Origin of the sequence: Acidiphilium iwatense (assembly GCF_021556475.1) — a bacterium.
In the GTDB taxonomy this organism is placed as follows: domain Bacteria; phylum Pseudomonadota; class Alphaproteobacteria; order Acetobacterales; family Acetobacteraceae; genus Acidiphilium; species Acidiphilium iwatense.
The window spans coordinates 1-26,121 of record NZ_JAKGBZ010000044.1; the positions used below are offsets into that span (position 1 = coordinate 1).

The window sequence follows — 26,121 nt, forward strand, 5'->3', positions numbered from 1 at the left end:
CAGAACGTTCTGATCTCGGCGATCGCGCTGATCAGCGTGATCGCAACCATCTATGGCCACGATCTCATCCATGTCTACGCCCGCGTACTGACCTGGCTTTCGGGTCTTGCGCTGCTGCTCTGCAGGAGCGCGACCAGGCCGGAGCGGCTCTGGTATTCGATGCCAAATTCCGCCGCGATCCAGGCACCAATCGCGCGCGTCGAACGCGGCAGGGTCTCAGTGATCCAGGCGATCAGCCTGGCTTGCTGCTCGTCGTCCAGCCGGCACGCACTGCCTTCGTAGCCAAAGCTCGCCAGCCCCTCGATCCCGTCTTCCTCATACAGCAGACGCCACGTCCGGATCGTATCCTCGTCCAGCAGCAAATACTCCGCAACTTCCGAAACGCTCTTGCCCGCATCCAAAAGAACCAGCGCGTTCGCACGTCGTGCCAAACGATGCGCCGCCGACCCGTCCCGAGCCAGCTCAATCAGGTCACGCCGCGATTCATCGTCCAGAAATCCATGCCGCTTCATGGCCCTACCAGAATCCATCTCGCGCCGTTGAGCAAGCCACCACCCGGATTCTTACAGAGTCGGGGTATACTTTAATCTGGCTTCGGCGAAATTTTTTCGGGTTGATTCTTTGCCGCAAAGAGATGTGTGCATACCGTAGGGCCATGTGGCGTGTCGTTCGATGCCGGGTAGTCTTTGAACGCCTCTGACAGGAAGTCAATCCGTTCCATCGCGTCGGCATACTCTTCCTCAATGCCGGGACCGAGAATTTCGGGCGTGATCGGAATCATTTAGGCACATACGCCGTCAGTGGGCCGACGGAGCCGAGTGCCGGGGTGACCTGGGTTCCGCCCCCTGCCATTGGAAGGACGCCATTCATCGACGACCTGGAGCCCCGTCTCACCCGCAACGGCTACGACGTCCGCAGCCTGGTCGAGCAGTTCGACGCCAAGCCCGCGGAAATCCGCCGCCTGCTGCGAGGCGACCTGGACCCGGCACGCTCAGGCGAACTCATGGACGAGATGCGCGCGGCCGGCCTGCCGACCTGATCGTGGCCACCATGCGCCGCCGGCTGTCTATTGCGCGTCCGTCTCATAAAGCGTGCGCTGTGTCTCAACGATCGTAAGCGCCGTTTCTCTGACCTTGTATTGCGCCGAAAGGCAAAAAACTGTTGCCGTAATGAGAATCTGAGATATTGTGAAAGTAAACCACGTATTGGTTCTTAAAGATCGGATCAGTCCAGTCGGTTCGCTTCTCGAAGCATTATCGACGAGACAAGGAGGATACACCATGAAAGCGAAAATTTCCGGTTTGCTCGGCTTGGTTCTGGTCTTTGCCTGGGTGGGATGGAGCTATGCCGCATCACCGAATGGTGTTCCGACCTATTTGGCTCTCGGGGACTCGCTGGCTTACGGGATGCAGATCGGGCATCTCAGGCAGGAAATGAAGTCAGGGACTGTGGATGCGACGTCCTTTGACACTGGCTATGTCAATCGGCTTGCGACGATACTCGGACACTCGACGCCGAAATTACGCGTTGTTGACCTGGGTTGCCCGGGTGAAACGACGTCGTCGTTCATCTCCGGCCCGTGTGCATTCGCAACGAACGGAAAACCTTTCGGCGACAAGCCATTGCCAATGCACGTCAAGTATCAGGGGGCCCAGCTTCTTGCCGGATTGAAATACCTCGAAAATCCGAATGACAATATCCGGCTGATCACTATCGATATCGGCATCAACGATCTTCGGGCTGATGAGTTGGCCTGCGGATCGGCGGCAGATTTTGAGAAATGCCTAAAAAGCAAATGGCCCACAACGGCGAAAACTGTTGCAAGAAATTTGAGCACCATCTTGCATAATTTGAAGTATGCTGCACCACACACCAAAATTCTGGTGATGACGTATTATAATTGGCTTGGGTTGCAGCATCCCCGGTCTGACGCCCAGGTCCGGGATTTAAACGCCATCATAACGAGATCCGCGAAGTCGATAAATGCCACGACGATCCACACATTCCCGGCGTTCAACGAGTCAGGCAAGCTCTGCGAGTTGTCCTTGATTTGCGGCCCCACAAAGGATCTGCACCCGACCAACGCTGGCTACCGGCTTATTGCCAGATTGTTTTATCGCGGAATGGAATAAAGTTTCTACGGCACATGTATCTTTCCGCGTCGCCCGGCATGTCACCGTTGATAGGATCTACCGCAGTGGCTCTTATAGGGGTCCGGACACGGAAGTGAGTTTTGCGTACGCTAGACGTGAACGGGGTAAGAACATTTGTCCGTTTTCTTGTCCGAAAACTGATTTGTCCGCGATCTCATCGGCACGCCTGATTGCCGGACACTTTGGAACTTGTCCGATAAATCCTCAGTTGCGGGACCGAAGCATGACACCGGGGAGGATCGCAGCGTGCCGCAGCAAAGCATCATCGGGCTGTTCGACCGCCGGGTCACATGCCGGGTTTAGCCGAAGAAATCGCGAATATCGCGGACGTTGCCGTGACCATTCATTTTCACAAGTAGCCGTGCGAGGTCTGACAAGATCGGATGGCCCCGACCGCCATAGGTAACGTGTTCAGTGAAAAGCTCCTCACAAAAGCGAGGATCATCGAGAGCCAGATGGGTCCGACAGTGGTACGGGCGAAATTCGTAGATTGAACAGGTTTGATCTGGGTTTATGTGTGGGCAAGGCGTCTTGGTCTGTGCATGGCCTGAAGTCCCAGGGCTGTTCAATGCTCTCAACTGAGGATCCAGTGGCGGAGGGCATTGAGATTACCGAGTGCCGCGGCGAAGCGGGTTTGATTGAAGCTGTCGGTCTTGTTGCAGCGCAGGATGTTGTAAGCGAAGCTGCGCAGACGAGCGAAGATCCCCGGGTTGGTGCGAATGCGCGAGTTGTCTTCCTGGAAGGTGACGTCGCGGGTGTAATGCAGCTTGTTCTCGATGTGCCAGTGATTGCGAATGGCAGCGAGTTGGGGTGCGATGAGCGGGGCGCTGGCGAGGTAATAGGCAACTTCAGCGCTGCTGCTCCATAGGCCGGTCTTGGCACTGCGCTGAAGCACATTGCGGGTCACCTGGATGACCTGCTTGACCAGCGGCTTCCATTCCGTCTCGTCGCCGCCCCAGACAGGCTCGAACACGGCGACGATCCTGGTCTCGTGCCGGTTGCGCCCCCGGGTGACAGAGGTTTCCGTCATGATGGGTTTGCCGGTGGCGCTGAGGGCCTGCGCCTGCTGCAACAAGGTGGGCTGGTTGTCTTTTAGCTGGACGACGAGCTGTGCCCGCGCCTCGGCGGCAGCTTGGAACGTTTTTTTGGCAGTGCAGGGCGTCAAGAGTGACGATGCGCTCAGCCATGTCGAGCTCGCCGATGAGGCGCTGTGCGGCCGGGATTTCGTTGGATTTATCGTCGATCTCGAGATGCGCCAGCACCAGGTTGCTCCCCGTGTCGAACGCGTGCAGCACCTGGGCGGCCTTGCGGTCGGTGAACTGATCGAAGCTACGCCGTAGGACCTTGCCGTCCAAGGCAATGGTGCGCAGTGGCCCTGTCTTGCCAGCGGGCCGCAGACCGGCGGCATGGCAACGAAAAATCCGCTCAACGGCCGCGGGATCGAGCCGCTGGAGAATATAGCGCAGCGCGGTGTGGGCTGGCGCGCGCTTCCAGTGTAGGCCGAAGGCGGCATTCAACCGCTTGCGGTTGGCGTGGATAAAAGTGACGATACCACGATAGGAGTTCGCGCCGCTGACCACGGCGAGGATTGAGAACAACAACACGTAGGGCAGCTTATAGAGCTGTCCCTCTGCCCGGCGTGGGTCAGGCACCTGCTTCAGCAAGTCGAGCAGGCCATTGAACGAATCCACGGCAACCTCCGGCGAATCGGTTGCCCTGCATAGATTCGGACATTCGGCTCGTTGGGAATCGGCTACGTTCGCTCTGGATGCCGATTGCGGCCAGGTGTTGCATTCCCGACTCACCTGCCGGGAGCGCCAAATAAAGAGCGTTGAACAGCCCTGCCTGAAGTCCTACTGGCCCCGACATTCTTTTTATGGCCGGTATTTCTGGCGATGTAATCGGCTTCGATGTCTGTTATCACGACGTCGATATAACAGCAGTGAGCGCAACCTTTGCGGCATACCGCAAGAGGCGACACTTCCGACATCAATAGGTCTACCGCATGATAAAGGCGCTTCAGCCTAGAAAGGCGACCGGCATTGCCGCGCGCCGCAAACGCAAAGTCAATTTCTACCAACTCGACCGTTTCACGAGGCGTCTTGGGTAGTTGCAGCGCCTTGGCTTCTTCAATCGTGCGGAACGCCTGTCGTGAAGTAGTCTCTTCACTCATAGGTTAAACTCCGTTTCCTCATACGCACCAAGACACTTTCACCGGGCGGACATCCGCCGGTACGTCCGAATCTGATTTTTCTTGCGGTCCGCTATGATCCGCCGCGCGGCAAAATAGACTATGGCGGCCAAGAATAACGGCACCAGCGCAATCCACCCCGACCGCCCGCCGAGCAGAAGTTCGCCGATACCGAAAGCAATAATCGCAGGAAGCATCGGCCACATCCCTAATTCATTACTGTTTGCACCATAAATGACTGTGCCCTGACAACCATTACAGACGCGAGCACCATAAAGCACAGGTTGACGGCACATACCGCACTCGAAGGTTTGCTTAGTTCCCGACATTTGTTGCCCCCTTATATCGGTTCCAAAATGACTGCGGTTCCATAGGCGGTGATTTCCGCCATGGATTGACCTTTTCCCGCGTCGAACTCACCGGAGTCAAAACGCATGGCGATCACCGCGTTTCCACCCACCGAAGCGGCGTGAGCCTGTAGAGCGGCAATTGCCTCATCCCGTGTTTCGTTCAGCATTTCGATATAGCCGGCCTGGTTGCCGCCGAACGCCGCGCGGATGTTGCCGAGCCGGTTGCCGATAAAACTGCGACTACGGATCGACGTGCCATAGACCGGCGCGAGGACGCGGGCGATGCGCGTATTCGCGACCTCGCCCGCCGTCACGACCAGGACATCGGCGCTCATGGATTGGCCTCAGTCGGCAGGCTGATCCATGGCTGTTGATTGGTGATATCAACCCGCCCATCGGTTTCGACGACGATGGCGGTTTTCTGCCCGGTTGGCCCCTGATAGATATACACGTCGCCAAAGATCGCCTTCTGGACGTTTTCGCCCTGCATCCCAGGGCACACCGGGAAGCCTTGGAACGGATCGGAAAGCCAGGCTTCCAGTCTATCCATCGGCGCCACGCAGGACGGATATTGCCAGGGGCCGCCGGGGTTCGCCATGCACAGAACTATGGCGCATTGCCAGTCGGAGGCCGCGCGAGCTTTGTTGGGTGCGGCGAGCACGAGCGCGACACCGGCGAGCGTCGCGCAGCCGAGCAATCTGGTTTTTACTCCCACGGCTACCTCCTATTGCGATTGCGATTGGCCGCGCCCGCGCCCAGGCGCGCGCTGTGCGGCATTGTCAGGTTGTGGGGTGATGGCGTGCCCGGAGCGGATGGCCGCCTGCCAGTAGCCTTCCGTGGCGTCCGGCCGGGTATCTTTCTTCTGAACGGCTTCGGCGTCGATCGTGCGCTTGACGGTTTCGATGGCCGTGATCGCCCCTGCGCGTGCGAGATCGGCTTTTTCGGCGACCGCCGCTACCTTGGCGGCATCAGGACTGCCCACCGCGTTCACAGCGCGGAGATCGCGCGCCTGACCATCATAGTGGGATTGGGCTTCGATGACGGTGCGGGTCAACGCCTCGCCTTCCGGCAGATCGCGGAGCTTGCCGGTCTGGATGGCCGTGTTGAGATCGCGCAGGACGGCATCGAAGCGTCCGCGTTCGAGCGCCGCGAGAATCGCTTGCTCGGACAGGCCGGCGACCTTGAAGACATCGGCGGCCGGGCCATCGCGCCAGGCGAGCTGGATTGCAATGCGGGCCTCGTTCTTGGGTCCATCCGGCGACCGGGCCGGGAACCGCTCCCGTGCAGCGCCGTCCGCTTCGGCGACCCGATCGCGGGCGTGCTCCATCAGATCAGATGTCGAACGGCCGTTGAGATCGAATCTTGGTTGGGTGAACCAGGTTGCCACCCGCCCTACTCCGCCGCGTTCCGCGCCGGCTTGGCGAAGCGATTTTCAGCAACGCGCGCTGCCATCTCCGGCCGTCGAAAATAGATTGACCGGCCGCAGCGCAGCGGTCGGCCGGACTTTGGGAAAATGATTTGTTCATCGTCACGCATGTCGTGCATGATTTCCTCCGCGCGGATGAGCTGGCGTTTCAGCTCATGATAGGTTTTGGTCTGCCCGGTCGAACGCGACCCCGCCTCGAACCCTTTGGCCTGATTGCCGGTGTTCGACCCCTCGGACCAGGCGAGCACGCCATATTCGCCGATCGCGGCTGCCAGTTCTTCCGCGACGGCCTTGGTTTTCACGCCGGCGAAGCCATACCAGGAGACCGATTCGAACCATTTGGCCGGCCCTTCCTGCCCGAACAGCTCTTTGAGCTGCCCGCTGGACTGGTAGAACGGAAACAGGGTGATCTTGTATTTCCTGGCGCAATCGCGGGCGGTTTCGAGGATTTTCATCGGCCCGAGGCGAGCGGCTTCATCGAGCAGGAACAGCACGCGCCCCTGGATCGCCCCGTCCGCCTCATAGGCCGCGTTCAGCAGCGCGCCGGTGATGACGCGCGCGATCGCCGGCGTCGCATCGAGTGCCTTGAGCGGAATATTGATGAACACCGTGGTCTTGCCGGTCACCAGATCGGCACTCCGAAACGCCGAGCCGGAGACGAGATCGGCATAGGCGACGGTCGAGAGCCAGGCGGTGTCCGATGTTGCGTTCTTGTAGATGCCGCTGAATGTCTCAGCGACGATATCCTTCAACCCGCCGGCCAGGTCGCGGGCAAGTTGGCTTTTCGAGTGGAGATGGATATGCGCGAGCAGCTTGCGCTGATCGTTTTCCGGGGTGACGATCGCCTCGCGAAGCAGCCGCAGGGTCTGTTGCTCAGGCTTGAGATCATTATCCCAGAGCATGTGTGCGAGCAGCGCGGTGACGAGTTCCTTGCCGCTATCCTTGAAAAAGGCGGAGTTTTCATCGCCGGGCTTGGTATCGCCGCAGATCCATTCGACCACAGCCTTGACATCGATTTCGGCGAGCGGCGAGCCGGTATCGATCCAATCGAGCGCGTTGAACCCGACATCACGCGCGGCGCGCGGGTTCAGCTCATAGACCTTGTGCCCCATGGCTTCGCGGGCTTCGCGCAGCATCGGCCCCAGTTCAACGGAGGGATCAAGAATGACGGCCGAGCCGGTCCATGTCAGCAGGGTCGAAACCGCGGTTGTCGTCTTGTAGCCACCGGAGCCGGCGAACATCATGCAGTGGGTCGAGCCAATCTCGCACGGATCGATCAGCAGCGGCGCTTTACCCCCCTGCCCCCAGGTCGCGCGATCCGCCGGATGAAACGGCATATGCGCCACGTTATCGAGATGCACGTCATACGCCTCACCGACCACGATGCCGCCATAGCCGGTTGACGGGCCGGGAAAGCGCCGGCGTGCTTCATCCATGGTCATCCATCGCGCGTGCCCGTGATTATCGGTCGGAGCCCGGATCGGCGCATCGACCGGCCTGGTTGGTTTGTGATCGCGGCGCAGTGACCAGCCGGTGATCCGGCGACCGCACACCAGGGCGACGATTCCGACCAGGAACGGCACGGCGAAGGCCGGAATGCCGCTCGCGATGAGCCAGAAGCGGACCGTCGGGTTGCCGCTGGCCTCGAACAGATAGAGCCACCATTGCCAGAACGGATGCGCGAAATGACCGATGAGACCGGTGCCGAGCAGGAAGATGATCGAGGCAAGCACGGTGAAGATCACCGCGCCGAGGATCAGGCTGACCACCAGGCGCGCACGGGCCACCCCGCGCATCAGAGCGCCCGGAGCAGATCGGCGGCCGTCTCGCCCCGCCGGGCGGCGTCCGACGCGAACCAGACCTGCCCGATCCGATAGGTTGTGCCGTATGTCTCGAAGGGGATGATCAGATCGACCGCAGCGGCGAGCAGATCGCAGAGCGTGCGGTCATCGAAGCCCGCCCCCTTTGGTGAACCCTTGATCAGGGAGAACAGTTTCTTGAACGCCTGCCCCGGATCGGCCCCGTGAATCGTGGTGATCGAACCGGGATGGCCGGAGACCACTTCGTTCACATAGGTCCATGCCGCGTCATCACGCAGCTCTTGCAGGAGCACCCGATCGGGACGCATCCGCAAAGACGCCTGTAGCAGCGCCTCGGCATCGATCCGGGCGGTCGAAAGTCCATCTTTCGAGTAGAGCAGCCGGACATGGTTCGGTTGCGGGATCACCAGCTCCGCCGTGTCCTCAATGGTGATGATCCGCTCATGCAGCGGGATCGAGGCGATCAGCGTCTTGCTCATGGTGGTTTTGCCCGAGCCGGTGGCGCCGCACAGCAGGATGGTCATGCGCGAGCGCACGGCGGCAGCCAGGAAGGCTTCAAGATCGCCCGCATCGAACAGAGCCAGCGCCTCGGCAAAATCCCGCCGCTGCGCTCCCTGTTTCCAGGTGTTCCAGCCATCGAACTGATATCGTTCGCCGACCGATGATAATGGTGCGACGGTTGAACCGGGCCGGCGGATCGTCAGGCTGACGGTACCGGCCGGCACCGATGGCGGCAGGCAGACTTGCAGGCGTTCGCCGCCCGGCAGTTCGGTCGCGCAAAGGGGCGACGTGAGGCCGACATCCTGCCGGCGCAGCGCGCCGGCGAGTGTGGCGATATCTTCCAGCGCCGGCAGGTCGAGCGGCACCTTGAACCGTTCGAAAATCCCGCGTTGCCGCACCCAGCATTCACCGGGCCGGTTGATGCAGAGTTCTTCCGTTGCGGGATTGTCGAGCCAGGCTTGCACCGGATCGAGCAGGAAGCGCAGGAGCGGCGCGGCCGGACTCTCGGCAAGTGCTGCCAGGTTGTCGAGTACGACTGTCATATCTCCCCCCCTTTTTCGCCTTGGTGACCTCGCCCATGTGCCAGAACTTGAGCAGGGCGACGGTCAGGGCAAGCAGTGCGGCAAAGCCGATCACGACATGCGCGTTCCCGTCTGAAGGGGCCGAGAGCGCCGTGAAAATGGTCAGGCCCAGATTAGCCAGCGCGATCACGAGCATGATGGTGATGAACCGGCCCCGCCGGAGGAATTTGTCGCGCTGCCGGGCCAGCCGGCGATCATGCCAATCGGCCGCCTTTTCGGCCGCGTCGGCCAGACGCACCACCATCCGGGGCGGCGCCCGCCGGGGGCGCATCACGGGTTCACCAGCGCGAGCTTGTAGACTTTGGAGAAGTTCAGATCGCGCGCGACGAAAATCGAGACATTCGCGCCCTGATTCCGGGTCAGCGTCGGGGGGATGTTGATGGTCGATTGCAGGGCGGTATTGGCAATCTGGCTGGTGTTCGAGTTCAGATACTCGAAATAGGAGTTGCCGGTGCCGTTCTGTGCCGCGTTCGAGGCGGCTTGCAGCGATCCGCCGATGATCGAGAGCATGATCGCCGCGCCGAACCGCTCGAAAAAATGATTGTTGACCGCACCGGAGATGCCGGCCTTGCCGAGCGCGCCGGCGGCCGGCGAGGAAAGCTGGACGGCGATATTCTGCGGCGTCACCGCGCGGGTCCACAGGATGAACAGGCGATCCTGTCCCTGGATCAACCCTTGCTGAATCTCCCCCATCACCTGGGTTCCCTTGTCGAGCAGCGTGACCGAGCCGGTCATCGACCGGACGGGTTGCGGCAGGACACATTTGACGAACCCTGGCAGACCGGAATCGATCGCTGTTTGCAGGGTGCAGGGAATGATGGTGCCCGCCGCGATCGTGAAATTCGGATGCGCGATCAGATGCGCGGAAGCCGTGCCGAAGGTGGATGCCGTCAGGGCATTAGACAGCGCCGACGCCGGCCGGACTAGCGGCTTACCGGGTGATGCGGACACCTTGGCTTGCGCGGGCGCGGGTTGTGACGCGCCACCCGCGCCGGAATATGCCATGATCGGCGCGTTGAGCGCCTGCATGGCCGGCGATTCCCGTGTGCTTTTGAGGAACGGATTGGCGAACGGCGATCCATGCTTGGCCGGCAGCGGCAACGCGGCCGACTTGGTTGTGGTTGCCTGACCGGCATTGTTCTGGAATGGCCGTCCGACCGTGCCACCCGTGACGGCGGCCTGCTTCGCCGGTTTGCCCGGAGCGCGCCCGACCCAATGATTGAAGGCGATGACGGCCAGGGCGCCAAGGCAGCAGGCGACGAAGATGCCGCCGAGCTGCCGGTTGTTCAGGCGCGCCTTGCCGGCGACCGGCGACTGATCTTGCTGGACCGGCGAGTTTTGCGCGGAAGGTGGATTGATCGGCCCATATGGCCGGTCATTATTGTCCTCAATTGCCATGGGGTTTCCTCACTTCGCGGGCGACAGCCTGGCTGATCGTATGGGTGCCGGGGGTTGCGCCGATCGTGTTGTAGTTCAGGTCATACATGTCGAGGACGGTATGCCCGTCGCGCAGCCGCCATTCCGGCGCGGTGCCCGGCACCACGACTGTATTGCCGTGGATCGAGTAATTCGCCGTCGCCTCCTTGCCGTCCGGCTGGATATAGAAAATCGACGGGATGCGCTGTTCGGCCGGGAACGTCATCACGGTCGAATAGCCGTTGTCCCAGATTTCTGAGGGTCGCAGCGACTTGTTGCCCCGCGCGGTGTATTCGTAGTTTCGCGGGCCGTGATACTGGTTGACGGTTGCTGCGGTCATCACATCGCCGGCTTCCAGCAGACGATCTTTCGCCGCCTGACGCACCGCGCGAGCTTCTGCCGCCTTTTGCTTGGCGAGGTCGTGCTCGTAGGTTTGATGCGGATATGTGAAGACTACGGCGTAATCGACGTTCGAGCCGACGCCGAGTTTGCCGGCGACGGTTTCGACCTGGAAAAAATAGTGCCGCATGGTGCCGTTTGCGCGCCGGCAGAGCACGGCGACGGGTTGCGGGGCCAGGATGCCCGTGGGCTTCATGAACAGGTAGTTCTGGACCGGCACCACCTTGAGGAAAGCGCTATCGCTTTCGGCGACCGACACCACGTTCTCAGTCGGCGAAAACTGGATCGTCAGCGCGGCCCCCGGCGCGGTCCAGACATCGGTGACGTTGCCCGATTCATAGGGCACATATCGAACACGGGCATCCTCCCTGCCCGGCTGGGGAAACTGCACGGCCCAGGCCGAGCCGAGCATGGACGCCCAGATCAGCCCACCAGCCGCGATCCTGGTCGCGCGTTTCATGGGGTATCCTTCGATGATTGATAGTTGGTGACGATCAGGCCGCTGGGATCACTCAGCCGGGCCGAGACCGGCAGGGTGCGGACGAGCTGGAATTGGACCGTTGCCGTCCATGTGGTCGTGATGGGGGCGGAGCCATACATCAGCACCGTGCGGTGAAACCGCACGAGTGCCACATGCCGGCGCACGAAACTCATATTGACCATCGAAACGCTGGCCTGCCCCTTGCGGCCGATCCTGACCTGCGGGCTGGGGCTGTTCGGCGCTTTATCGAGGAACGCCGCCTGATAATCCGACCGCACCGTCGGGTCCGACATCAGCGACGTGACATCGTAGCGATAGAGCGCGTCCGCGAAATCGTAGCTTTCCCGGTCACGGACATACTGCCAGAGCGCCGCGCGGATCGCGGCTTCCTGCTCATTGGCGGGCAGGTTCGAGAAATTGGTCGAACTGGTCATGGTCCCGTCCGCGTGGACCGTGATGAACACCGGCACCAGGCGTTGCAACGGCAGCATCGAGACTACTGCGAGTGCCAGGACCAGACAGATCACCAGCAGCGCGCCCGCGATCGACCAGGCGACCCGGCCCGAGCGCCGCGCCGATCGAGCCTTGTTCATCTGGAATGATTCGACCTCGCGAAAATATTCGGCGAGCCGGGCATCATCCACCGGGGGCGCGATCAGTTTGGGATCGGCGTTCATGTACGCGGCACCCGAGGGGGCGCGGCGAGTTGGGCCGGGGATGGGGTCCAATGGCCGGGATTGAGCGCGAAGATCGGTCCATGCGCGTGAGCGAGGGGATCACTGGAGGCGCAGCCGGCCAGCAGCCCGGCCGTGATCAGAACAAGGATTAGGCGAGTGGGGTTCATTGCGAATGACCTCATCAGCGGAACCAGTTGAAGGGGTTGGCGAACGAGGAAATGCTAAACGACACGCCCCCGCCGAGATACGCCGCAAGGCTGGGCAGCAGCAGTGTCAGGAAGGTGACGACCGAGGTGTAGGCGGCGATTTCGCCAAGGGCGATCAGCTCTTGCTGGACGGTTTCGGCATCATATTTGGCCGTGATCACCGTGTTGATGAAATCGATGATGCCGTTCGAGAAGATCGAGATGACAACGGTCGTCAGGAGCAGCAGGATGGACAGCCCAATCAGCTTCGCCAGCCACCGATCGGCAACACCCTTGGTGTAATCGAACAGAAAGCCGATGATCATGAACGGTCCGATCACGACCAGAACACCGGTCAGTGTCGTGGTGATCAGGTAGATCGCGAACACGATCGCCAGCGCGACGAAAAAGATTCCGAGAATAATCTGGATTTCGACCCCCAGAACGTAGGGTTCCAAAATGCAGGTGATGCAGCTTGCTTTTTTGTAAATAATTTCGCCTGCTATAACGAAATTGTTGTAGATAGCATCGAGCAACTGAGGAATATTGCTGGTTCCGCTCGATGAAAATGTTGTAGCGACAAAATTCGGAATGTCATTCAGGAAGAAATTTTGCACATAGGTGTCGTAAAGCGTGCTTGAGCTGACGATGCCGACAACGATCGCCATCGTGATAACCTTGGAGATGCCGATCCGATAATCATACCGCCCGGTCATCATGAGATAGCCAAGGATGATGATCCAAATGACCAGCGCGGCGGACAATGGCGGCAGCACGGCCGCAAGTGCCTGGCTCACATCTGCATCCAATGCCGAGATGAATCCCGTGCTGTACTGATTATACATATACTGAAACAGGGTTATGGTGGTTATTTCCACAAGAAATTCCCTATTTGGCGAGGATTTGTTTGCACAGAGGTGTAATCCGGCTTGGGCCAACTTCTCGAAGTGTTGCCTGACAGAGCCCCTTTTCTTCTGCCGTAGAACCGGCGCTCGGATTGACCGGCATCACGGCGTGACGGACCGGCGCGGGCGCGATGACCAGGACGTAAAACGCCCCTCCCCCGATGACGATGGCGCCACCAAGGATCGCGGCGAGCACGATTTTCAGGGTCATGGACATAGCGGCGAGCTTTCACCCTGACTTTGCATCCCCGAGCACAGAGCAGAAATCGTCGTATCGGCCGACTGGCGGTTTTCCTCAGCGGTGGCTTGTTGCTGTTGCTGGGATTGCTCATAGGCGAGGAGCTGCAGGTTCTGGGCTTGCGCCTGTTGCGCCTGGACGTAGTTCTGTTCAGCGGCAAGCCGGGCCTGGACCGATGAGACCTGCTGGATCGTGGTGGCGGAGGTGAGCTGATTCTGAATCTGTGGCAGTTCCGCTTCGCGCGCTTCCAGCGATTGCAGATTCTGGGTTGCGACCGCTTCCAGATCGGCGGTCGAGTTCTCGCCTTGCTGAATTTGGGTCGCCGCAAAATCATTGCCGGTGGGGGTGTAGACCTGGTTCCGACCCAGGTATTGTTGGGCCAGGGAGCCGAGATTGCCGCCGAGCTGGGATGGCGGGCTAATACCGTCGAGCATACCCGGCAGGAGCGAGGTGTTGGGCACCGCGTTCTGCATGAGCGGCTGGTCGAGTTGCTGCGCCCATTGGTTGGGGTTCACGTCCTGTGAGACCGCCTGATAGGTCGATTTCAGTTCCTGATATTGCGAGACCAGTTCCTGGTATTGCTGCTTCGCCTCGGCGAGCTGCTGGACGAGCTGCGCGATCGATGTGCTATCGATCACCGGCACCTGGGCCATGGCGGGTGCTGCCACGCCGAATAGCCCGGCCATCAGGCCCAATACGACAAGCCGACAACGAGCCATGTTTCTCTCCCTCCTAATCGACAGCTTCATGAAAGCGGGACATGAATTGCGGCAGCCAGGCGGCAGGATCATCGCCGCATTCGGCGCGCAGACGTTCGACGAAGCGCGCGGTATTGGCGCGGGTCGATAGGACCGCGACAAACTCCGGCAGGTCCGACAGATCGAAATCGATGATCACCGAGCCGTCATGCCGCTTGATCAGGTATTGCCGCGACCCCGGCAGCATGTCCTCCCGGATCGCCCGGAACTCCCCGGCCGTCAGGTTGAGAGCCGTGCGATAGACCCGTTCATCAGCACCCGGCGTCGGACAGAAAATGAGGGTCTGACACTGCCGGATGATGCTATCGCCCAGCGCCGAGGCCAGCACGGGCGCAGGCTCTTGCGTCGCCAGCAGCACCACCGCGTTGCTCTTGCGGACCGTGAGCATGAAGTCCGACCAGATTTTGGCGAATAGCGGGTTGAGCAGGTAGAAATTGAACTCATCGCAGGAGAGCACGAAGCGGCGCCCGTCGAGCGCCTGCCGGATGCGATACAGCAGATAGTTGGCGGCCGGCGCGCAGACGGTTGCGTTTTCGAGCAGGGCGGTCAGGTCGAACCCGACCATCATCGCATCGAGCGCCACATCGTCTTGGTCACCATCGAACGCCCAGCCGAGCGAGCCGCCCCGGCACCAGCGTTCCAGCCGTGCCCCTGCCCCGGCCGGATTGCGCCAATCGAGAAACTGCCGCAGGCCCGACAGCGACCGCATCGCCGGCGGCATCCGCAGCAGCGCCTGGACGCCGTTCGCCAGGCGGGCGTCATCGTCGGGGGGTAGCGGTCCGTGGCCATCCTGCCCGATCAGCGCGGCCAGCCAGGACACGAGGAAGGCGACCGATTCCGGCGTGTTGTCGAGACCGCGCAGCGGGGCGAGTCCGCTATCGCGCCCGGCGCGGATTTCCAGGTAGCGCCCGCCCATGGCGCGGCAGAGCAATTCGCCGCCCCGATCCTTATCGAAAAAGACGACGGCGCCGCGACCGTGAAAATATTGGGGAAACAGCGCGAGCAGGAACAACATGAAGGTTGTCTTGCCCTGCCCGGTTTTGCCGAAAATGCCGGTCATGCCGACATCGCCGACATGCGGGATGAAATCGTAATAGGTTGCCGCCGTGGTCCGAAACCGCGCCATCGCTTGCCCCCAGCGCCCCGCTTTGTCACCGCGCGGGAAGGACTCGAAGCCGGCCAGGGCCGCGAAATTCTTGGTGGTGATAGCTCCGGGCCGGGTCCGCCATTTCCGGTTGCCTGGCAGTTGCGCGAAATAGGCCGCTTCCAGCCCGGCGCTTTCCTGCACGGCGACCGCGCCGGCATCGGCGAGCGCGGTCCGGGCAACGCCGGCATGGCCGTTGAGTTCGGCCAGCGTATCGCCATACACCGCGAGCGACAGATGATGCTCACCCATGGCGAGCAGGCCCGAGGCGAGCTGATCCTGAGCGGATGCGAGTTCTTCAATCTGCGTTACGGCCTTGTCCCCGGCGGCCGTCATCTGGTTTTTTTTGAGGCCGAGCTTGGAACTGGCGCTATGCTTGGCGAGGAATCCAAAAGATTGCGCCAACACCAGCGGAAACGGCAGCGCCAGCACGCCGTCGAACATTCCGGCCCAGGTGGTCGCGGGATATTCGCGAAAGCCGAAGATCGCACCGAACCGGGATGCGCCGGGCGCGCGGATTTCATAGGCCCGGCGGCCGAAGATCGCCTGATCGGTATAGATCGCGGCCCCCAGCGGTCCGCTGATCAGAGGGACCGGCAGATATTCGCCCGTCAGGATCAGCCGCAGCCCCTCGGCAATTTCGCTGAAATGGAATTTGCCACCGGCACCCGGCCGCAGGGCCAACCGGCGCAGGCCATAGCCATCAAGCGTGCGCTCGATCGCCTGCCAGATGTCATCAAGCTGGCGGATCAGTTCATCATCTGCGGACGTGGCCTTGCCGGTGCGGCTCCCCAGGCGCGCGAACGCAGCCCCGCCCAAAGTGCCGCCGAGCGGATTGCGGGGCGAGACGATTACCGACAGGAAATGGCTGTTCTGATAGAGCCGCCCCGCGAGAACCCGCTGACGATAGGCGCGATCGAGGGCGGCCGAAAATGCGTTCGGGTAACCCGCGCGAGGTAGATCATCCACACGCTGATGCCGCACCAGCGCCGTGCAGATTGTCACATTGTCATCGGCGATGTTTTTCCAGAGACCGTTGAGCGTGCGGATGCCGGTGTTCCGCTCCGCCTCATCCGCCAGTTCGTGGGGCACGCCCGGCATCTCGCCCGTGGCGAGCACGCTGCCATTATCGAGCAGCAGCACGTTTGGCCGAACATGACCCTGATAGGGGAGATATTCATCCGCACCCCGCTCAGCCCAGCCGGTGCTACCCCACATCGCGCATCCCCCTGCCCTGCCGGGCCTTAATCGGGAACGGTGAGGGCGACGATCCGCCGTAGAGTTGCTGTTCGCGGAACCCGCGCGCCTTGGTGCGGAACCACAGCCAGGCGACGCGCGGGCCGTTATAGTCATAGCGGACGAGCAGCCGTGCCCCGACCCAGAGCGGGATCAGCGCCAGCTCGTAGAGTGGGTCATGGCCGAAGATCATGATCAGGCCGATCGCCAGGATGAAGGCGACCGCCATTTCGACCGGCAGGCCGAGAAATAAAGCGGGCCGGGTCGCGGCGACGAACAACGGATCACGCTGGATTGGCTCCATGGTTCAGCCGCCACCACCAACGAACGTGTTGACCAGGTAGGATGCGCCGAACATGATGATGAGGCCGATGACGACCCCGCCAATCAGGCGGAAACCGGCCGCGCCGATCATGAAGGCGATGCCGACGCCGACCAGCGCGAGGACCGCGAGTGCTTCGCCGAACGGGCCGAGGATGAAGGTGGCGATCGAATCGATAATCTGGGTTGGCGAGGTGCCCGCCGTGACCGCCTGAGCATGGGCAATCGCCGGCATCAAAAGTGCGGTGGCGAGCAGTGCCACCGGGCGATAGCGCGTGATGCGATGCGCAACGTCGATGGTGCCGCCAATGGTCTCCGCAGCGCGGGCGCGCAGGCGGTCCCGCAGATCAGTCAGTTTTTTTATCATGAACGGTCCTGTCTTGTGGGTGGGAAGAGCCGGCGACATCGAGACGATGCGCGGTGACGATCACCGCGCGGTGTTGCGCCAGCCGAGCCGGGCCGACTGAACGCGGAAATACATTCCAGAAGGGTGCGGCAGGGGCCGATTGAGCTGGATGAGTCGTGCCCGTCGCGTGATGCCCGAAGGCATTCCATTTTGGCGCAGACGGCCGCGCGCCGGATTTTGGTGCCGCGACCGGCGCGGCTGGATTGATTTCAGGGACGACGCGGCGGGCGGTCGCGACGACGCGCTCGACATAGCCATTCTGGAACCCGTGGACGCCGTTGCCGGTGTTGTAGCGCGAGAATGCGGCCTGTAGGGCGGATTGCTCACCACTACGTCCAGCGGGCCGGTAGTCCAGGACCAGCAACCGCCCGGCCGCGCCGAGCGAAGCGCAGGCGTTGAATGCGGTGCGCACCGTCAGGCCCAGGCGATTCAGGTTCCCGCTGTTAACCTGCATCAGGCCGAGATCGATCGATTGCCCCGCCGCGATCAGGGCACGCGCCAGACCGATCGCGACGACGCGAGACGCAGGAACATAGTTGCGCCCGGCCGTGTTGTCGTGAATCGCCAGCGTGTTGAAGCCCGATTCGGTGCCAGCGATCGACACCAGCGTTCCAGGTGCGACCTCGGACGCGCACCGCGCCGCAAGTCGTCCGGCGAGAGCAACGGCCAGGATCACCGCGCCAGCACCGCAAAACAGATCGACAATTCAGGAACGAATCTCATGATTTGCTTTTAGAATAATGATATCTTATAAGTCAATAAGAGATATCCTAATAACCATTTTTGGTGGACAGCTTGGACCCCAGGGCACCTCGCGCGTATAAAAAGGGGATGGCGCGCCCCAAGCGATTCGTTGACAAAACCATGGTTCGATTTCCTGGACATACGTTTGAGGAAATCGATGGAGTTTTGATACCGAACGAGGACCGAGCTGATCTGATTAGAAGAGCCGTCGAGCGCGAGATAGCCTTTCGACGGGACGGGCTTCACGCCGAGCTTCCTGCTTTCCTTATGAAAGGGGAGAATGAGACAGATTTTTGCAATAACGCGGTCCGCCGAGCGTTGGAAAGTCGTCGAGCCATGCTCGCGACGGAAAAATCGGAACGCGCGGGCACAGTCGCGTTGCCAGACATTGACCAGCGTAGAAGCAGCGATCCACGTACGAAATAAATGACAAACAGTTATATAATGAACGCGGAACAAACCTCTTGGAATATCGGTCCAGAGCGGAACGACTTCACGAGTTTGCGAGTTCATTTATCAGGTTTTAAGGGCCGTCCTTTTGCGGGTGCCTCGGGTTGTTCGACAGTCGGCGGGCGTTGCGGGTTGGTTCTATCCGAATTACTATCACCCACGAATCGGGGATTCAAGAGGGCATGGAGGGGATGACCCAGGGCTTTTGCAAAGGTCGCCATTCGATCAATCGAGGTGTTGTTTTCGCCGCGTTCGACGAGCGCCACATAGGTGCCCTTGGTATCCATGAGACGGCCGAGGTCATGAACCGTCAGCCCGAGGGAGTGCCTTGCGTGGCGAATGTTCATGGCAAAGATTTTGCGTTCTCCCGCTTTGAGGATGCGGCCATTGATCGAGGACAGTTCGCGCTCTCGTTTAATGCGATTTTTCGATTTTGCCGGACTGGATGGATGTTCGTTATCGGCCATTGGACGGTTTTCGCCCCCTCGCAAAAGGTCACCTATTGTTCACGGCGGTTGGCCCGCCGTGCATACGTGACCAGGACTCTGCCCCGCGTCTCTCAACGCCGGGCCACGCGCCGAAAATGCCATAGTGTGGTCATTACGAACAGTTGGAATATGGGGAATTGTTTGCCCGTTCTGCGGCGGACGCCCATGATGCCATTCGCGAATCGCAAAGCGTGCGAGGCGCGGAGTCTGTCTGTCACATCAACTGGAGATCGATGATCATAGCCTAGAAACGCAAAAGCCCGCCGGAGAGGCGGGACTTTCACTCAGAAGGCAGATGTCAGGGGGAAAACCCTGGTTTTGGCAGCGGCAAACTGACCAAAACAAATATGGGGCACAAATTTCTTCCCCTGATATCGCGCAAAGCGGCCAAAATTGCAAGCCCAAGCTTGCAACGGGAGTCTGCATTCTGCGAGTCGGCCCCTCCCCTGTCCCGGCGGTTCCCCAACCAACAGGAGAACCCCCATCATGGACGTGCCCACGGGCGGCCAGAGCGACCGCCAACCAACATCTTCATCACCCCCTATCGGCCTACGTCGGATTACCCCTGCCATGCTGCCCGCCGATCGCTTGGCCGAGCGGTTTGCCGGGGGTGATATCACCCCCGGTCAGGCCCTCGCCGCCCTCAAATCCGCCTCGCCTCGCCTCGGCATCAGCCCGCGCGCCATCCATGCGCTCGATTGGCTGTTCCGGTTCACCCAACCACAGGACTGGCAACCAGGCGCACGACCGATCGTATGGCCATCCGCTGCGATGCAGGCGGCCGAATTGGGATTGACCGAGACCCATGTAAAACGGCTCAATCGGCACCTGGTCGAGTTGGGGCTGATTGCGATGCGCGACAGCCCCAACGGCAAGCGGTATGGCCGGCGGAACGCACGCGGGCGAATCATTGAAGCCTACGGGTTCGACTTGTCGCCAATCGCGGTGCGTATCGAGGAGTTCCGCGCAGCGGCCGAGGCCCACCGGGCCGAGCGCGCGGCGGTCGCGCAGCTTCGCCGGCGAGCGACGATCGCCCGGAACAGCCTCCGGCAGACCTGGCAGACGTACCAGGAGCGACAGATTGCGGACCCTGCCCTGTCCGGCCTCAAATTGGCCGCCAGTGCGGCCAGTCAGGCATTGCGGGGTCTCGATACGGCCGTCGCGCTGACGACCGCCGTGGCGGGCTTGGAAACGATCGCCGGGACGGCGCGCCAGGCGCTCGAAATATCTCTCGCCGCCAGCACTAATGCTAGTTCTGACACTGTGGAAATGTGCCCCAAGGGGCACCAAAATGTGCCCCACATTACACCTACAAACCAAAACGCTAATCCTTCGGATACGGTAATGGCATTGGAAGAATGTAGTCTGGTCCAGGATTATGGGATTCCGGACGAAGGCAATGGGCGCGCCAAAACCGGATCAGGAAAGCGGACAACGGAAGCGAGGCAGGATCGAGGTTCGATCATGAAGATCCGGCCTGATGAGTTAGTTCGGATCGCACCCCGCCTGAAACCATATCTCCGCCGGGCTTCACCGTCTTGGCCCGAAATCGTGGATGCCGCCGATTGGCTGCGCCATGATCTCGGCATCTCGAAACCGCTATGGGGGGATGCTTGCGTGGCAATGGGCCGAGAGCAAGCAGCCATCGCGGTTGCGATCGTGTCTGCCAAGCCGGTCGAGCACTTTCGCAGCACACCAGGGGGTTATTTTCATGGAATGGTAGCTAAGGCCCGTGCAGGGAACCTCAATCTCAGTCGCACAATTTGGGGAATGAGGGCCGGATCACCCGACTATCCGATGAACCCCAGAATACCCAACTGATATTCGGTATCGTATAGATATTCGGTACTTATTTGGTACCAAATATATGATAGATATCGGATAACCATTGACTACCAGCTATATAAAAGGTATCGGATACCCGATAGCTATCGCCAGATAAGTGTAGAGGAGTTGCCATGCCAACGATTGTTTTTGCCAGCAGCAAAGGCGGCGTCGGCAAGACGACATCCGCGCTGGCATTAAGTTTCGTGCTTGCAAATCACGGCATCTTGACGACGTTGATCGACGCCGACCCGAATGCGCCCTTAGTTCGGTGGGCGGATCGGTTCCCCGAAGGTCTCCCGTCGGGCCTCACGGTTAGAGGTGCGCTCGGCAGCGAGGTTGCCGAGGTCATCGATGCCGCTACCGATCCTTTCGTTATTGTTGACTTAGAGGGCAGCAAGAACATCGAGGTCTCCGTGGGTTTGGGCCGGGCAGATTTGGCACTGATTCCGATGAAAGGATCGCAACTGGACGCTGATGAAGCCGCCAGTGTCATTAGGCTCATCCGACGGCAGGAGTTGGTTTTCCGGCGCAAAATCCCTTACCGGGTATTTTTTTCTCAGACATCACCAGTGATCGCCGATCGGGGAATGCGCGATATCGAAGCGCAATTACGGGACCAGGAAATCCCGACAATGCGCGTCGCGATGATGGATCGGGCGGCGTTCAAGGCACCTTTCCGGATCGGCGGCAGCATTTACAATCTCACGGCAGCCGACGTGCGCCACCCGGAGGTCGCGATTGAAAATGCCGAAGCTTTCGCGGCCGAGGTAAACCAAGCACTGATCGCCGAGCATAAAAACAGGGCAGTGGAGGCGGCGTAATGGCCGAAGCAAAGCAAGGGTTGAAAATCGATTTTGGCGGTGCGATCGAAGCAGTCTCGGCACGACCCAAGATCGAGCGCGGAATGACTAATGCGGCGATCGAGGACGCGAAAATAGCAGGTTTTGCGGGAAGGGCGGACGGCGTTAAAATCGACCGACGCACGCTACGGAAAAGCGCGCGGACGGAGCAGCTCAACATGAAGTTGAGGCCCGAGGTTCGGGATGAATTTCATCGGGCGGCTCTTGGATTCGATACGGTTGAAGCATTCATCGAACACCTATTGGAGCTTCATAGAAACTCCAAATAGATATCCGGTATCCTTAGAATACCCGATACCCGTTGGATAACGGATATCCTTTAGTTCAAATGTTTACGGAAACATGACAACATGGTTGTTTCCGTAAACAACGGAGAAAGTTCATGGCATCAGACACCACGCAGAGAGTCAAGCGCCATCGGATCGAGCGCGGGGTTGTTCGGGTCGAGGTCGAGGTTCCGACCGCGGAGGATGCAGCCGCCGTGCGACGGTTCGCGCGCGAACGCCGGGAGAGCGGCCGCCAAGCGCGGCCAGCCGCTTCGCCAACCGATCGCCATGAAGATGCCGGCGAGACATTGGCAGACTTGATCGATCGGATCGGTCCGAACGCCATGCCGGCCTTGCGGGTGTTCGCGGCCGGACTTGCCACCGCGCGGACGCCCGAGCTTATCGCGCGGGCCGGGCGCATCGCTCGAAACTACGCGGATGTCGCCAGGATGCAGGACTATCCTAGCGTTCGAGTCGGCAAGGGGAGGGGGGATTGATGGATCGACCCACGGGCAGAGCTTATGAAATCGAGCACCGATCCGATGCGCTTGGCGGCGGTTGGCGTCTCCGCCTGACCGAAGACGGCGAAGAGAGCGGTGGGGGCGTTTTCCCCGCTATCGATGATGAAACCGACAAGGATGCCTACCAGGATGCCTTGAATGAGGGCGAAGCGTGGGTTTTGAGGCTCGACACTTGATTGATGTCATGATCGAAGCCGCGAGTGGAATGGTCGCGATCGGCGCGGCGACCGGCGCGATCATGAGAAGGCCGACCGAGCAACGGGCGGAAGCGAAGGCGGCAAGCGCAGGTTCGGCCGGAGAAAGCCGCGTTGACCGTGCGCTGGATCGAGCACGCATTCCAGCGGCTCATGACATCACCATCAGGGATCAGCGCGGGACGCATCAAATCGACCATGTTGCAGCGGCCGGCGATGGCTTGATGGTCATCGAGACAAAGACGTGGCGTGGCGTGCTGATCGGCGATCCCGATCGACCCGACTGGACGCTCGCAAAGTCAGGGGGTGATTTAATCCGCGTCTATAACCCGATCATGCAGAACGAGACCCACGCCAATCTTGTTCGCCGCATCGCCCAGGTGCCCACGCGATCGGTCATTGTCATGGCTGGTCATGTGCCGATGAGCGGCGGTATGCCCGAGTCGATCATGCCATTGGCGAGCGCCGTGTTGGCGATGAGCCAGGCCGGCCCACCCAGCCAGCGTGCGCTGGCTGGACTCGCGGCGATCGAGCGATTGAAGCTGGACCCGAGCCAGGCGATTGTTGCCGGTTATCACAAGCAACGAATGGCCGGGATGAAACCCGCGCCGTCGAGGACACTTTGGACGCTGGCAGCCTTTGCGGGATCGGTTTTCGTGACGGTCATGATCACCCATTTGGGATGAACCCATGAAAAGGATTGAGGGCGGCTAACAGCAAGTCTATAGATATTAGCAGGAGAAATGTCATGGAGCCCAAGCCACAAGTCCACCCAATCATATCCCAGGACATCGGAGATTTGATGAAGCCCGGCGTGCAGGTTGAAATCGACAAGGCGGACATCGCGCGGCTTGGATTGTGCGACGAAACCGCGGTCAGCGAAGACGATGCGTGGGATTCGAACGGCGACGAGGCTGACCGTGGCGAATGATTACGCGCAGACGGTCGCGGCATCGATCGTCAGGCAGTTGGAGCAAGGCACGGCCCCATGGGTGAAGCCGTGGGAACCAAGCGGTCATCGGTTTATCCCTTACAACGCCGTAACCGGCAAGGATTACCAGGGCGGCAACGCTGTGTGGTTGATGGTGACGGCCGAGGACAAGCGCTACGGCGATGCCCGCTGGATGACCTATAAACAGGCCCAGAGCGTTGACGCCCAGGTAATGAGGGGCGAACGCGGCACCCTGATCCAATACATCAAGAAATTTGATCGCGAGCCTGTCCATGATGAGCAGGGACGCCTGGTCAAAGATGCCGAAGGCAAGCTGGTCTATCGCGTGGTCGAGCTGGACCGCCCGCGCGTATTCAGTGCCGTCGTATTCAATGCCGATCAGGTTAGCGGCCTACCGAAGATCGAGGCGCGGCCAACGATGCCCGAATGGGAACGCCACCAGGCGGCAGAGCGGATCATGGATAATGCCGGCGTGCAAATTACCTACAAACCGGGCGATCGAGCATACTACGTAGTGTCCGAGGACCGGATCACGATGCCAGAGCGCGCCCAGTTCAAAATGCCGGACGGATTTTATGCGACCTCCCTGCATGAGCTGGGGCACGCCACGGGTCATCCGTCACGATTGAACCGGCCGGACCTTGGTGCGCCGTTCGGATCAGAAAGCTACGCGCGCGAGGAATTACGTGCCGAGATCGCGAGCTTGATGATGGCGGACCGGCTCGGAATCGGCCACGATCCGAGCCAGCACGCCGCCTATGTCGGCAACTGGATCAAAGCCTTGCAACAAGAACCGCGCGAAATTTTCCGAGCGGCGAGCGATGCGGAGAAGATTGCCGGCTATCTGACCACGTTGCAGCATCAGAAAGCTGTTCAGGGCACGGCTGCGGATGCACGCCAGGCGGACGCGCCAGAGCGGGGTTACTGGCAGAAAGCGATTGAGAGCGGACGGCAGATACAGGCGAAGGAAGCAGCGGCGCGGCCCGAGGCCGAGCGCCAGGCGCATGAGGGACGGCGAGCCGGCGCCAGCCGGTAGAGCCATGCGCAAACCTGCAAGCGGCTATTGCGTGTCATCACCCCAGCACGCGGACACTACAAAGGGTGGACAGAAAGACGTGGCAGCGCACGAAAGTATATTTTACGGACGCTGGACGTGAACGGATCGGCAACCGCGGCTCCTGCGCGTGTTCGCGGAAATGCCGCCGCGGCCAAGTCAGCCTGAAATAGCTTGAGCTTCGGCAATCGCCCGATCATACCACCGTGGCAGATAGGGGTCACACCCGGCATTCGCCTTGGCAAGACGCGGATGTTTCGTCACCCACTGACGCAGCCCATCCCAAGCCGGTGCGGTGAAGAAATAATCCTGTCGGGCACGATCAGACGAATAAGGGTTCTCGTCGTTCAACATCACGAGGCCGAATTCATCCGACAGCCTACGGATTGCGGCGTCATCGAAATCACGCAGAAAAATGCGGGCTTCATCCACATACTTCACGACCCACCAGCCGAACGGCCTACCGACTGGCCTTGTTTCAGGTAGGGGCTGAAATTGGCGCAAGCCCGAAACACCCAGCGCAACGCCACCAGTGAGATCACCTGACAGGTAGGGACCGTCCGCCGAAAGGGTGCCCTCGAAGTTCACGCCGGCGATTCTGGTTCGATAGAAAATCCGGTTGCGCATACGGGAGCCTATTCGAATGTTACGCAGACGATCAAGATGTCAAACGGGCCGTCAGCATTCCAGGCGATTATCAGTTTTCCCCATCGTTTTTTGCCCCTCTCGCGACAATGACAAGAGCATCATCCGCGAGCGGGCGTTGCAGCGCCAGGGCTTCCGGCGCAGGCGCGTCCAGCCATAGATCGATTTCCGCTTGGGTCGTGAGGATCACCGGCATGGCCTTGGGATGAAACTCTGCGACGATCCGGTTTGGTTCGGTCGTGAGGAAGGCAAACAAGTCATTGGTGGTCTCGCCTTCCTTGACCTTCCTGACCGAGGTCCATCGCGTCCAAATCCCGGCGAAGCAGGCCAGTGGCCGGCTTTCATCGAGGGCGAACCAGATTGGCGGGCGGGTTCCATTCGGCAGTATCTCGTTTTCCGAAAAGCTGGTGAACGGGACCACGCATCGATGCTCGACGCCGAGCCAGCGCCGCCAGTGCGGCGACGCCGCATTGCGCACATTCGTCACCCCTGCATCGGAGTTGCGGCCCTTCAGGACAAAGGCAGGCGAGGGCATGCCCCAACGCGCCATCATCAGTTCGCGGCCGTCGGGCTGGTTGCGCACGATCGGCGCTGCATAGTCCGGAAAGATGCCGGGCAGGGGAGGGAGGTTGCCGGTCCGGTCCCGCATCGCGCGGGTCAATTCACGGATCGCTTGCTGGCCTTTGGTCATGCTGTAGAGGTTGCACATGCCATGGCCTATACCGCCACGCCTTGCGCAACGCTACGTGTTCCTCTTATGTTCTGAACATTAAAGGGAGATTGCGGTGGCCAGCTATACGGGCGGAAATTGGCTGTGACAATGGATTCTGGCCCACTTGTGCTGATGAATTCTGGCCCACCTCCCGGGGTTGGACAGGCAGGGCCGCCCCGCGGGGCGGCCCTGCCTGTCAGCGGTTCTTTTTCTCCTTCCT

General features: G+C 60.6%; 35 protein-coding genes and 1 pseudogene. 10 read left to right on the plus strand and 26 right to left on the minus strand.

Going from position 1 to position 26,121, the window contains the following annotated elements:
* Window positions 1-74: 74 nt before the first annotated feature.
* Together L2A60_RS16390 and L2A60_RS16395 are read right to left on the minus strand one after the other, a co-directional pair.
* Entirely contained in the window at window positions 75-512 is a 438-nt protein-coding gene (locus L2A60_RS16390) for a helix-turn-helix domain-containing protein (protein WP_235705528.1), read from the minus strand.
* A 71-nt stretch (window positions 513-583) separates the two neighbouring features.
* Entirely contained in the window at window positions 584-781 is a 198-nt protein-coding gene (locus L2A60_RS16395) for a hypothetical protein (protein ID WP_235705529.1), read from the minus strand.
* Between the two features lie 45 nt (window positions 782-826).
* Here L2A60_RS16395 and L2A60_RS16400 point away from each other — a divergent pair, with 45 nt between their 5' ends.
* Both L2A60_RS16400 and L2A60_RS16405 read left to right on the plus strand, forming a co-directional pair.
* Window positions 827-1,039: a hypothetical protein gene (locus L2A60_RS16400; RefSeq protein WP_235705530.1), complete on the plus strand. Its 213-nt coding sequence runs from the start codon at window positions 827-829 to the stop codon at window positions 1,037-1,039.
* Window positions 1,040-1,280: 241 nt separating this feature from the next.
* Window positions 1,281-2,132, plus strand: coding sequence for an SGNH/GDSL hydrolase family protein (locus tag L2A60_RS16405; protein ID WP_235705531.1), 852 nt, complete (start codon window positions 1,281-1,283; stop codon window positions 2,130-2,132).
* A 595-nt stretch (window positions 2,133-2,727) separates the two neighbouring features.
* Here the strand turns inward: L2A60_RS16405 and L2A60_RS20945 are convergent.
* The 22 genes and pseudogenes from L2A60_RS20945 to L2A60_RS16515 form a co-directional block, all read right to left on the minus strand.
* Window positions 2,728-3,958 (minus strand): annotated as a pseudogene (locus tag L2A60_RS20945) (ISAs1 family transposase).
* On the minus strand, window positions 3,955-4,326 hold the full coding sequence (locus L2A60_RS16420; RefSeq protein ID WP_235705533.1) for a hypothetical protein: 372 nt from the start codon (window positions 4,324-4,326) through the stop codon (window positions 3,955-3,957). Before L2A60_RS16420 ends, L2A60_RS20945 begins: the two are co-directional and overlap by 4 nt.
* 38 nt (window positions 4,327-4,364) lie before the next feature.
* Entirely contained in the window at window positions 4,365-4,673 is a 309-nt protein-coding gene (locus L2A60_RS16425; protein ID WP_235705534.1) for a hypothetical protein, read from the minus strand.
* 11 nt (window positions 4,674-4,684) lie between these two features.
* The gene (locus L2A60_RS16430) at window positions 4,685-5,008 is read right to left on the minus strand and encodes a heavy metal-binding domain-containing protein (protein ID WP_235705535.1); all 324 of its coding nucleotides are present in this window, start codon (window positions 5,006-5,008) and stop codon (window positions 4,685-4,687) included.
* Window positions 5,009-5,025: 17 nt separating this feature from the next.
* Window positions 5,026-5,409: a hypothetical protein gene (locus L2A60_RS16435; RefSeq protein WP_235705536.1), complete on the minus strand. Its 384-nt coding sequence runs from the start codon at window positions 5,407-5,409 to the stop codon at window positions 5,026-5,028.
* A gap of 9 nt (window positions 5,410-5,418) precedes the next feature.
* Window positions 5,419-6,021, minus strand: a complete 603-nt coding sequence (locus L2A60_RS16440; RefSeq protein ID WP_235705537.1) for a hypothetical protein — start codon at window positions 6,019-6,021, stop codon at window positions 5,419-5,421.
* Window positions 6,022-6,086: 65 nt separating this feature from the next.
* A complete protein-coding gene (locus L2A60_RS16445; protein WP_235705538.1) occupies window positions 6,087-7,916 on the minus strand; it encodes a type IV secretory system conjugative DNA transfer family protein in 1,830 nt (609 codons plus the stop codon).
* Entirely contained in the window at window positions 7,916-8,905 is a 990-nt protein-coding gene (virB11, locus tag L2A60_RS16450; RefSeq protein WP_235705562.1) for a P-type DNA transfer ATPase VirB11, read from the minus strand. Before virB11 ends, L2A60_RS16445 begins: the two co-directional genes overlap by 1 nt.
* A complete protein-coding gene (locus tag L2A60_RS16455) occupies window positions 8,847-9,266 on the minus strand; it encodes a hypothetical protein (RefSeq protein WP_235705539.1) in 420 nt (139 codons plus the stop codon). Before L2A60_RS16455 ends, virB11 begins: the two co-directional genes overlap by 59 nt.
* 26 nt (window positions 9,267-9,292) lie before the next feature.
* Complete coding sequence (gene virB10 / locus L2A60_RS16460) at window positions 9,293-10,420, minus strand: type IV secretion system protein VirB10 (protein WP_235705540.1); 1,128 nt, start codon at window positions 10,418-10,420, stop codon at window positions 9,293-9,295.
* A complete protein-coding gene (locus tag L2A60_RS16465; protein WP_235705541.1) occupies window positions 10,410-11,297 on the minus strand; it encodes a TrbG/VirB9 family P-type conjugative transfer protein in 888 nt (295 codons plus the stop codon). The genes virB10 and L2A60_RS16465 overlap by 11 nt, the downstream gene beginning before the upstream one ends.
* A complete protein-coding gene (locus tag L2A60_RS16470; protein WP_235705542.1) occupies window positions 11,294-11,995 on the minus strand; it encodes a type IV secretion system protein VirB8 in 702 nt (233 codons plus the stop codon). Before L2A60_RS16470 ends, L2A60_RS16465 begins: the two co-directional genes overlap by 4 nt.
* Window positions 11,992-12,177, minus strand: a complete 186-nt coding sequence (locus L2A60_RS20950) for a type IV secretion system lipoprotein VirB7 (protein WP_407932566.1) — start codon at window positions 12,175-12,177, stop codon at window positions 11,992-11,994. The genes L2A60_RS16470 and L2A60_RS20950 overlap by 4 nt, the downstream gene beginning before the upstream one ends.
* Entirely contained in the window at window positions 12,177-13,058 is an 882-nt protein-coding gene (locus L2A60_RS16475; protein ID WP_235705543.1) for a type IV secretion system protein, read from the minus strand. The genes L2A60_RS20950 and L2A60_RS16475 overlap by 1 nt, the downstream gene beginning before the upstream one ends.
* Before the next feature lie 10 nt (window positions 13,059-13,068).
* Entirely contained in the window at window positions 13,069-13,296 is a 228-nt protein-coding gene (locus L2A60_RS16480; RefSeq protein WP_235705544.1) for a hypothetical protein, read from the minus strand.
* Window positions 13,293-14,072, minus strand: coding sequence for a type IV secretion system protein (locus L2A60_RS16485; RefSeq protein WP_235705545.1), 780 nt, complete (start codon window positions 14,070-14,072; stop codon window positions 13,293-13,295). Before L2A60_RS16485 ends, L2A60_RS16480 begins: the two co-directional genes overlap by 4 nt.
* Window positions 14,056-16,443 (minus strand): VirB4 family type IV secretion/conjugal transfer ATPase, encoded by a 2,388-nt coding sequence (locus tag L2A60_RS16490; RefSeq protein ID WP_235705546.1) that lies wholly within the window; start codon window positions 16,441-16,443, stop codon window positions 14,056-14,058. Before L2A60_RS16490 ends, L2A60_RS16485 begins: the two co-directional genes overlap by 17 nt.
* Window positions 16,433-16,765: a type IV secretion system protein VirB3 gene (locus L2A60_RS16495; protein ID WP_235705547.1), complete on the minus strand. Its 333-nt coding sequence runs from the start codon at window positions 16,763-16,765 to the stop codon at window positions 16,433-16,435. The genes L2A60_RS16490 and L2A60_RS16495 overlap by 11 nt, the downstream gene beginning before the upstream one ends.
* A gap of 3 nt (window positions 16,766-16,768) precedes the next feature.
* Complete coding sequence (locus L2A60_RS16500) at window positions 16,769-17,044, minus strand: TrbC/VirB2 family protein (protein ID WP_235705548.1); 276 nt, start codon at window positions 17,042-17,044, stop codon at window positions 16,769-16,771.
* An 85-nt stretch (window positions 17,045-17,129) separates the two neighbouring features.
* Window positions 17,130-17,864 (minus strand): lytic transglycosylase domain-containing protein, encoded by a 735-nt coding sequence (locus L2A60_RS16505; RefSeq protein ID WP_235705549.1) that lies wholly within the window; start codon window positions 17,862-17,864, stop codon window positions 17,130-17,132.
* Window positions 17,865-17,920: 56 nt separating this feature from the next.
* The gene (locus tag L2A60_RS16510; protein ID WP_235705550.1) at window positions 17,921-18,445 is read right to left on the minus strand and encodes a hypothetical protein; all 525 of its coding nucleotides are present in this window, start codon (window positions 18,443-18,445) and stop codon (window positions 17,921-17,923) included.
* Entirely contained in the window at window positions 18,442-18,849 is a 408-nt protein-coding gene (locus tag L2A60_RS16515) for a helix-turn-helix domain-containing protein (protein WP_235705551.1), read from the minus strand. Before L2A60_RS16515 ends, L2A60_RS16510 begins: the two co-directional genes overlap by 4 nt.
* A 507-nt stretch (window positions 18,850-19,356) precedes the next feature.
* Here L2A60_RS16515 and repC point away from each other — a divergent pair.
* The 8 genes from repC to L2A60_RS16555 all read left to right on the plus strand — a co-directional run bounded on the left by repC (window position 19,357) and on the right by L2A60_RS16555 (window position 24,526).
* On the plus strand, window positions 19,357-20,691 hold the full coding sequence (repC, locus tag L2A60_RS16520) for a plasmid replication protein RepC (protein ID WP_235705552.1): 1,335 nt from the start codon (window positions 19,357-19,359) through the stop codon (window positions 20,689-20,691).
* A 137-nt stretch (window positions 20,692-20,828) separates the two neighbouring features.
* Window positions 20,829-21,518, plus strand: coding sequence for a ParA family protein (locus L2A60_RS16525; RefSeq protein WP_235705553.1), 690 nt, complete (start codon window positions 20,829-20,831; stop codon window positions 21,516-21,518).
* Window positions 21,518-21,826: a hypothetical protein gene (locus tag L2A60_RS16530; protein WP_235705554.1), complete on the plus strand. Its 309-nt coding sequence runs from the start codon at window positions 21,518-21,520 to the stop codon at window positions 21,824-21,826. Before L2A60_RS16525 ends, L2A60_RS16530 begins: the two co-directional genes overlap by 1 nt.
* 113 nt (window positions 21,827-21,939) lie before the next feature.
* Entirely contained in the window at window positions 21,940-22,320 is a 381-nt protein-coding gene (locus L2A60_RS16535) for a hypothetical protein (RefSeq protein WP_235705555.1), read from the plus strand.
* A complete protein-coding gene (locus L2A60_RS16540; protein ID WP_235705556.1) occupies window positions 22,320-22,520 on the plus strand; it encodes a hypothetical protein in 201 nt (66 codons plus the stop codon). Before L2A60_RS16535 ends, L2A60_RS16540 begins: the two co-directional genes overlap by 1 nt.
* Before the next feature lie 8 nt (window positions 22,521-22,528).
* Window positions 22,529-23,224: a nuclease-related domain-containing protein gene (locus L2A60_RS16545; protein ID WP_235705557.1), complete on the plus strand. Its 696-nt coding sequence runs from the start codon at window positions 22,529-22,531 to the stop codon at window positions 23,222-23,224.
* A gap of 62 nt (window positions 23,225-23,286) precedes the next feature.
* Window positions 23,287-23,469, plus strand: a complete 183-nt coding sequence (locus L2A60_RS16550) for a hypothetical protein (protein WP_235705558.1) — start codon at window positions 23,287-23,289, stop codon at window positions 23,467-23,469.
* Window positions 23,426-24,526, plus strand: a complete 1,101-nt coding sequence (locus tag L2A60_RS16555; RefSeq protein ID WP_235705559.1) for an ArdC family protein — start codon at window positions 23,426-23,428, stop codon at window positions 24,524-24,526. The genes L2A60_RS16550 and L2A60_RS16555 overlap by 44 nt, the downstream gene beginning before the upstream one ends.
* Window positions 24,527-24,703: 177 nt before the next feature.
* Here the strand turns inward: L2A60_RS16555 and L2A60_RS16560 are convergent, their stop codons facing one another.
* On the minus strand, window positions 24,704-25,171 hold the full coding sequence (locus tag L2A60_RS16560) for a hypothetical protein (RefSeq protein ID WP_235705560.1): 468 nt from the start codon (window positions 25,169-25,171) through the stop codon (window positions 24,704-24,706).
* Window positions 25,172-25,241: 70 nt separating this feature from the next.
* Window positions 25,242-25,898 carry an SOS response-associated peptidase gene (locus tag L2A60_RS16565; protein WP_235705561.1) on the minus strand — a complete coding sequence of 219 codons (657 nt, stop codon included), beginning with the start codon at window positions 25,896-25,898 and terminating at the stop codon, window positions 25,242-25,244.
* Between the last annotated feature and the right edge of the window lie 223 nt (window positions 25,899-26,121).

What these genes read in the sequence shown, in the direction of transcription:
- L2A60_RS16480 (WP_235705544.1), bottom strand. Translation starts at nt 13,296, where the DNA reads ATGACCCTGAAAATCGTGCTCGCCGCGATCCTTGGTGGCGCCATCGTC.
- L2A60_RS16425 (WP_235705534.1), bottom strand. Translation starts at nt 4,673, where the DNA reads ATGTCGGGAACTAAGCAAACCTTCGAGTGCGGTATGTGCCGTCAACCT.
- virB10 (WP_235705540.1), bottom strand. Translation starts at nt 10,420, where the DNA reads ATGGCAATTGAGGACAATAATGACCGGCCATATGGGCCGATCAATCCA.
- L2A60_RS16455 (WP_235705539.1), bottom strand. Translation starts at nt 9,266, where the DNA reads ATGGTGGTGCGTCTGGCCGACGCGGCCGAAAAGGCGGCCGATTGGCAT.
- L2A60_RS16420 (WP_235705533.1), bottom strand. Translation starts at nt 4,326, where the DNA reads ATGAGTGAAGAGACTACTTCACGACAGGCGTTCCGCACGATTGAAGAA.
- L2A60_RS16470 (WP_235705542.1), bottom strand. Translation starts at nt 11,995, where the DNA reads ATGAACGCCGATCCCAAACTGATCGCGCCCCCGGTGGATGATGCCCGG.
- L2A60_RS16530 (WP_235705554.1), top strand. Translation starts at nt 21,518, where the DNA reads ATGGCCGAAGCAAAGCAAGGGTTGAAAATCGATTTTGGCGGTGCGATC.
- L2A60_RS16555 (WP_235705559.1), top strand. Translation starts at nt 23,426, where the DNA reads ATGCGTGGGATTCGAACGGCGACGAGGCTGACCGTGGCGAATGATTAC.
- L2A60_RS16565 (WP_235705561.1), bottom strand. Translation starts at nt 25,898, where the DNA reads ATGTGCAACCTCTACAGCATGACCAAAGGCCAGCAAGCGATCCGTGAA.
- L2A60_RS16495 (WP_235705547.1), bottom strand. Translation starts at nt 16,765, where the DNA reads ATGGAGCCAATCCAGCGTGATCCGTTGTTCGTCGCCGCGACCCGGCCC.
- L2A60_RS16405 (WP_235705531.1), top strand. Translation starts at nt 1,281, where the DNA reads ATGAAAGCGAAAATTTCCGGTTTGCTCGGCTTGGTTCTGGTCTTTGCC.
- L2A60_RS20950 (WP_407932566.1), bottom strand. Translation starts at nt 12,177, where the DNA reads ATGAGGTCATTCGCAATGAACCCCACTCGCCTAATCCTTGTTCTGATC.
- L2A60_RS16525 (WP_235705553.1), top strand. Translation starts at nt 20,829, where the DNA reads ATGCCAACGATTGTTTTTGCCAGCAGCAAAGGCGGCGTCGGCAAGACG.
- L2A60_RS16510 (WP_235705550.1), bottom strand. Translation starts at nt 18,445, where the DNA reads ATGAACTCGCAAACTCGTGAAGTCGTTCCGCTCTGGACCGATATTCCA.
- L2A60_RS16390 (WP_235705528.1), bottom strand. Translation starts at nt 512, where the DNA reads ATGAAGCGGCATGGATTTCTGGACGATGAATCGCGGCGTGACCTGATT.
- L2A60_RS16545 (WP_235705557.1), top strand. Translation starts at nt 22,529, where the DNA reads ATGATCGAAGCCGCGAGTGGAATGGTCGCGATCGGCGCGGCGACCGGC.
- L2A60_RS16445 (WP_235705538.1), bottom strand. Translation starts at nt 7,916, where the DNA reads ATGCGCGGGGTGGCCCGTGCGCGCCTGGTGGTCAGCCTGATCCTCGGC.
- L2A60_RS16515 (WP_235705551.1), bottom strand. Translation starts at nt 18,849, where the DNA reads ATGGCCGATAACGAACATCCATCCAGTCCGGCAAAATCGAAAAATCGC.
- L2A60_RS16560 (WP_235705560.1), bottom strand. Translation starts at nt 25,171, where the DNA reads ATGCGCAACCGGATTTTCTATCGAACCAGAATCGCCGGCGTGAACTTC.
- L2A60_RS16550 (WP_235705558.1), top strand. Translation starts at nt 23,287, where the DNA reads ATGGAGCCCAAGCCACAAGTCCACCCAATCATATCCCAGGACATCGGA.
- L2A60_RS16485 (WP_235705545.1), bottom strand. Translation starts at nt 14,072, where the DNA reads ATGAAGCTGTCGATTAGGAGGGAGAGAAACATGGCTCGTTGTCGGCTT.
- L2A60_RS16465 (WP_235705541.1), bottom strand. Translation starts at nt 11,297, where the DNA reads ATGAAACGCGCGACCAGGATCGCGGCTGGTGGGCTGATCTGGGCGTCC.
- L2A60_RS16535 (WP_235705555.1), top strand. Translation starts at nt 21,940, where the DNA reads ATGGCATCAGACACCACGCAGAGAGTCAAGCGCCATCGGATCGAGCGC.
- L2A60_RS16540 (WP_235705556.1), top strand. Translation starts at nt 22,320, where the DNA reads ATGGATCGACCCACGGGCAGAGCTTATGAAATCGAGCACCGATCCGAT.
- L2A60_RS16490 (WP_235705546.1), bottom strand. Translation starts at nt 16,443, where the DNA reads ATGTGGGGTAGCACCGGCTGGGCTGAGCGGGGTGCGGATGAATATCTC.
- repC (WP_235705552.1), top strand. Translation starts at nt 19,357, where the DNA reads ATGGACGTGCCCACGGGCGGCCAGAGCGACCGCCAACCAACATCTTCA.
- L2A60_RS16440 (WP_235705537.1), bottom strand. Translation starts at nt 6,021, where the DNA reads ATGGAGCACGCCCGCGATCGGGTCGCCGAAGCGGACGGCGCTGCACGG.
- L2A60_RS16395 (WP_235705529.1), bottom strand. Translation starts at nt 781, where the DNA reads ATGATTCCGATCACGCCCGAAATTCTCGGTCCCGGCATTGAGGAAGAG.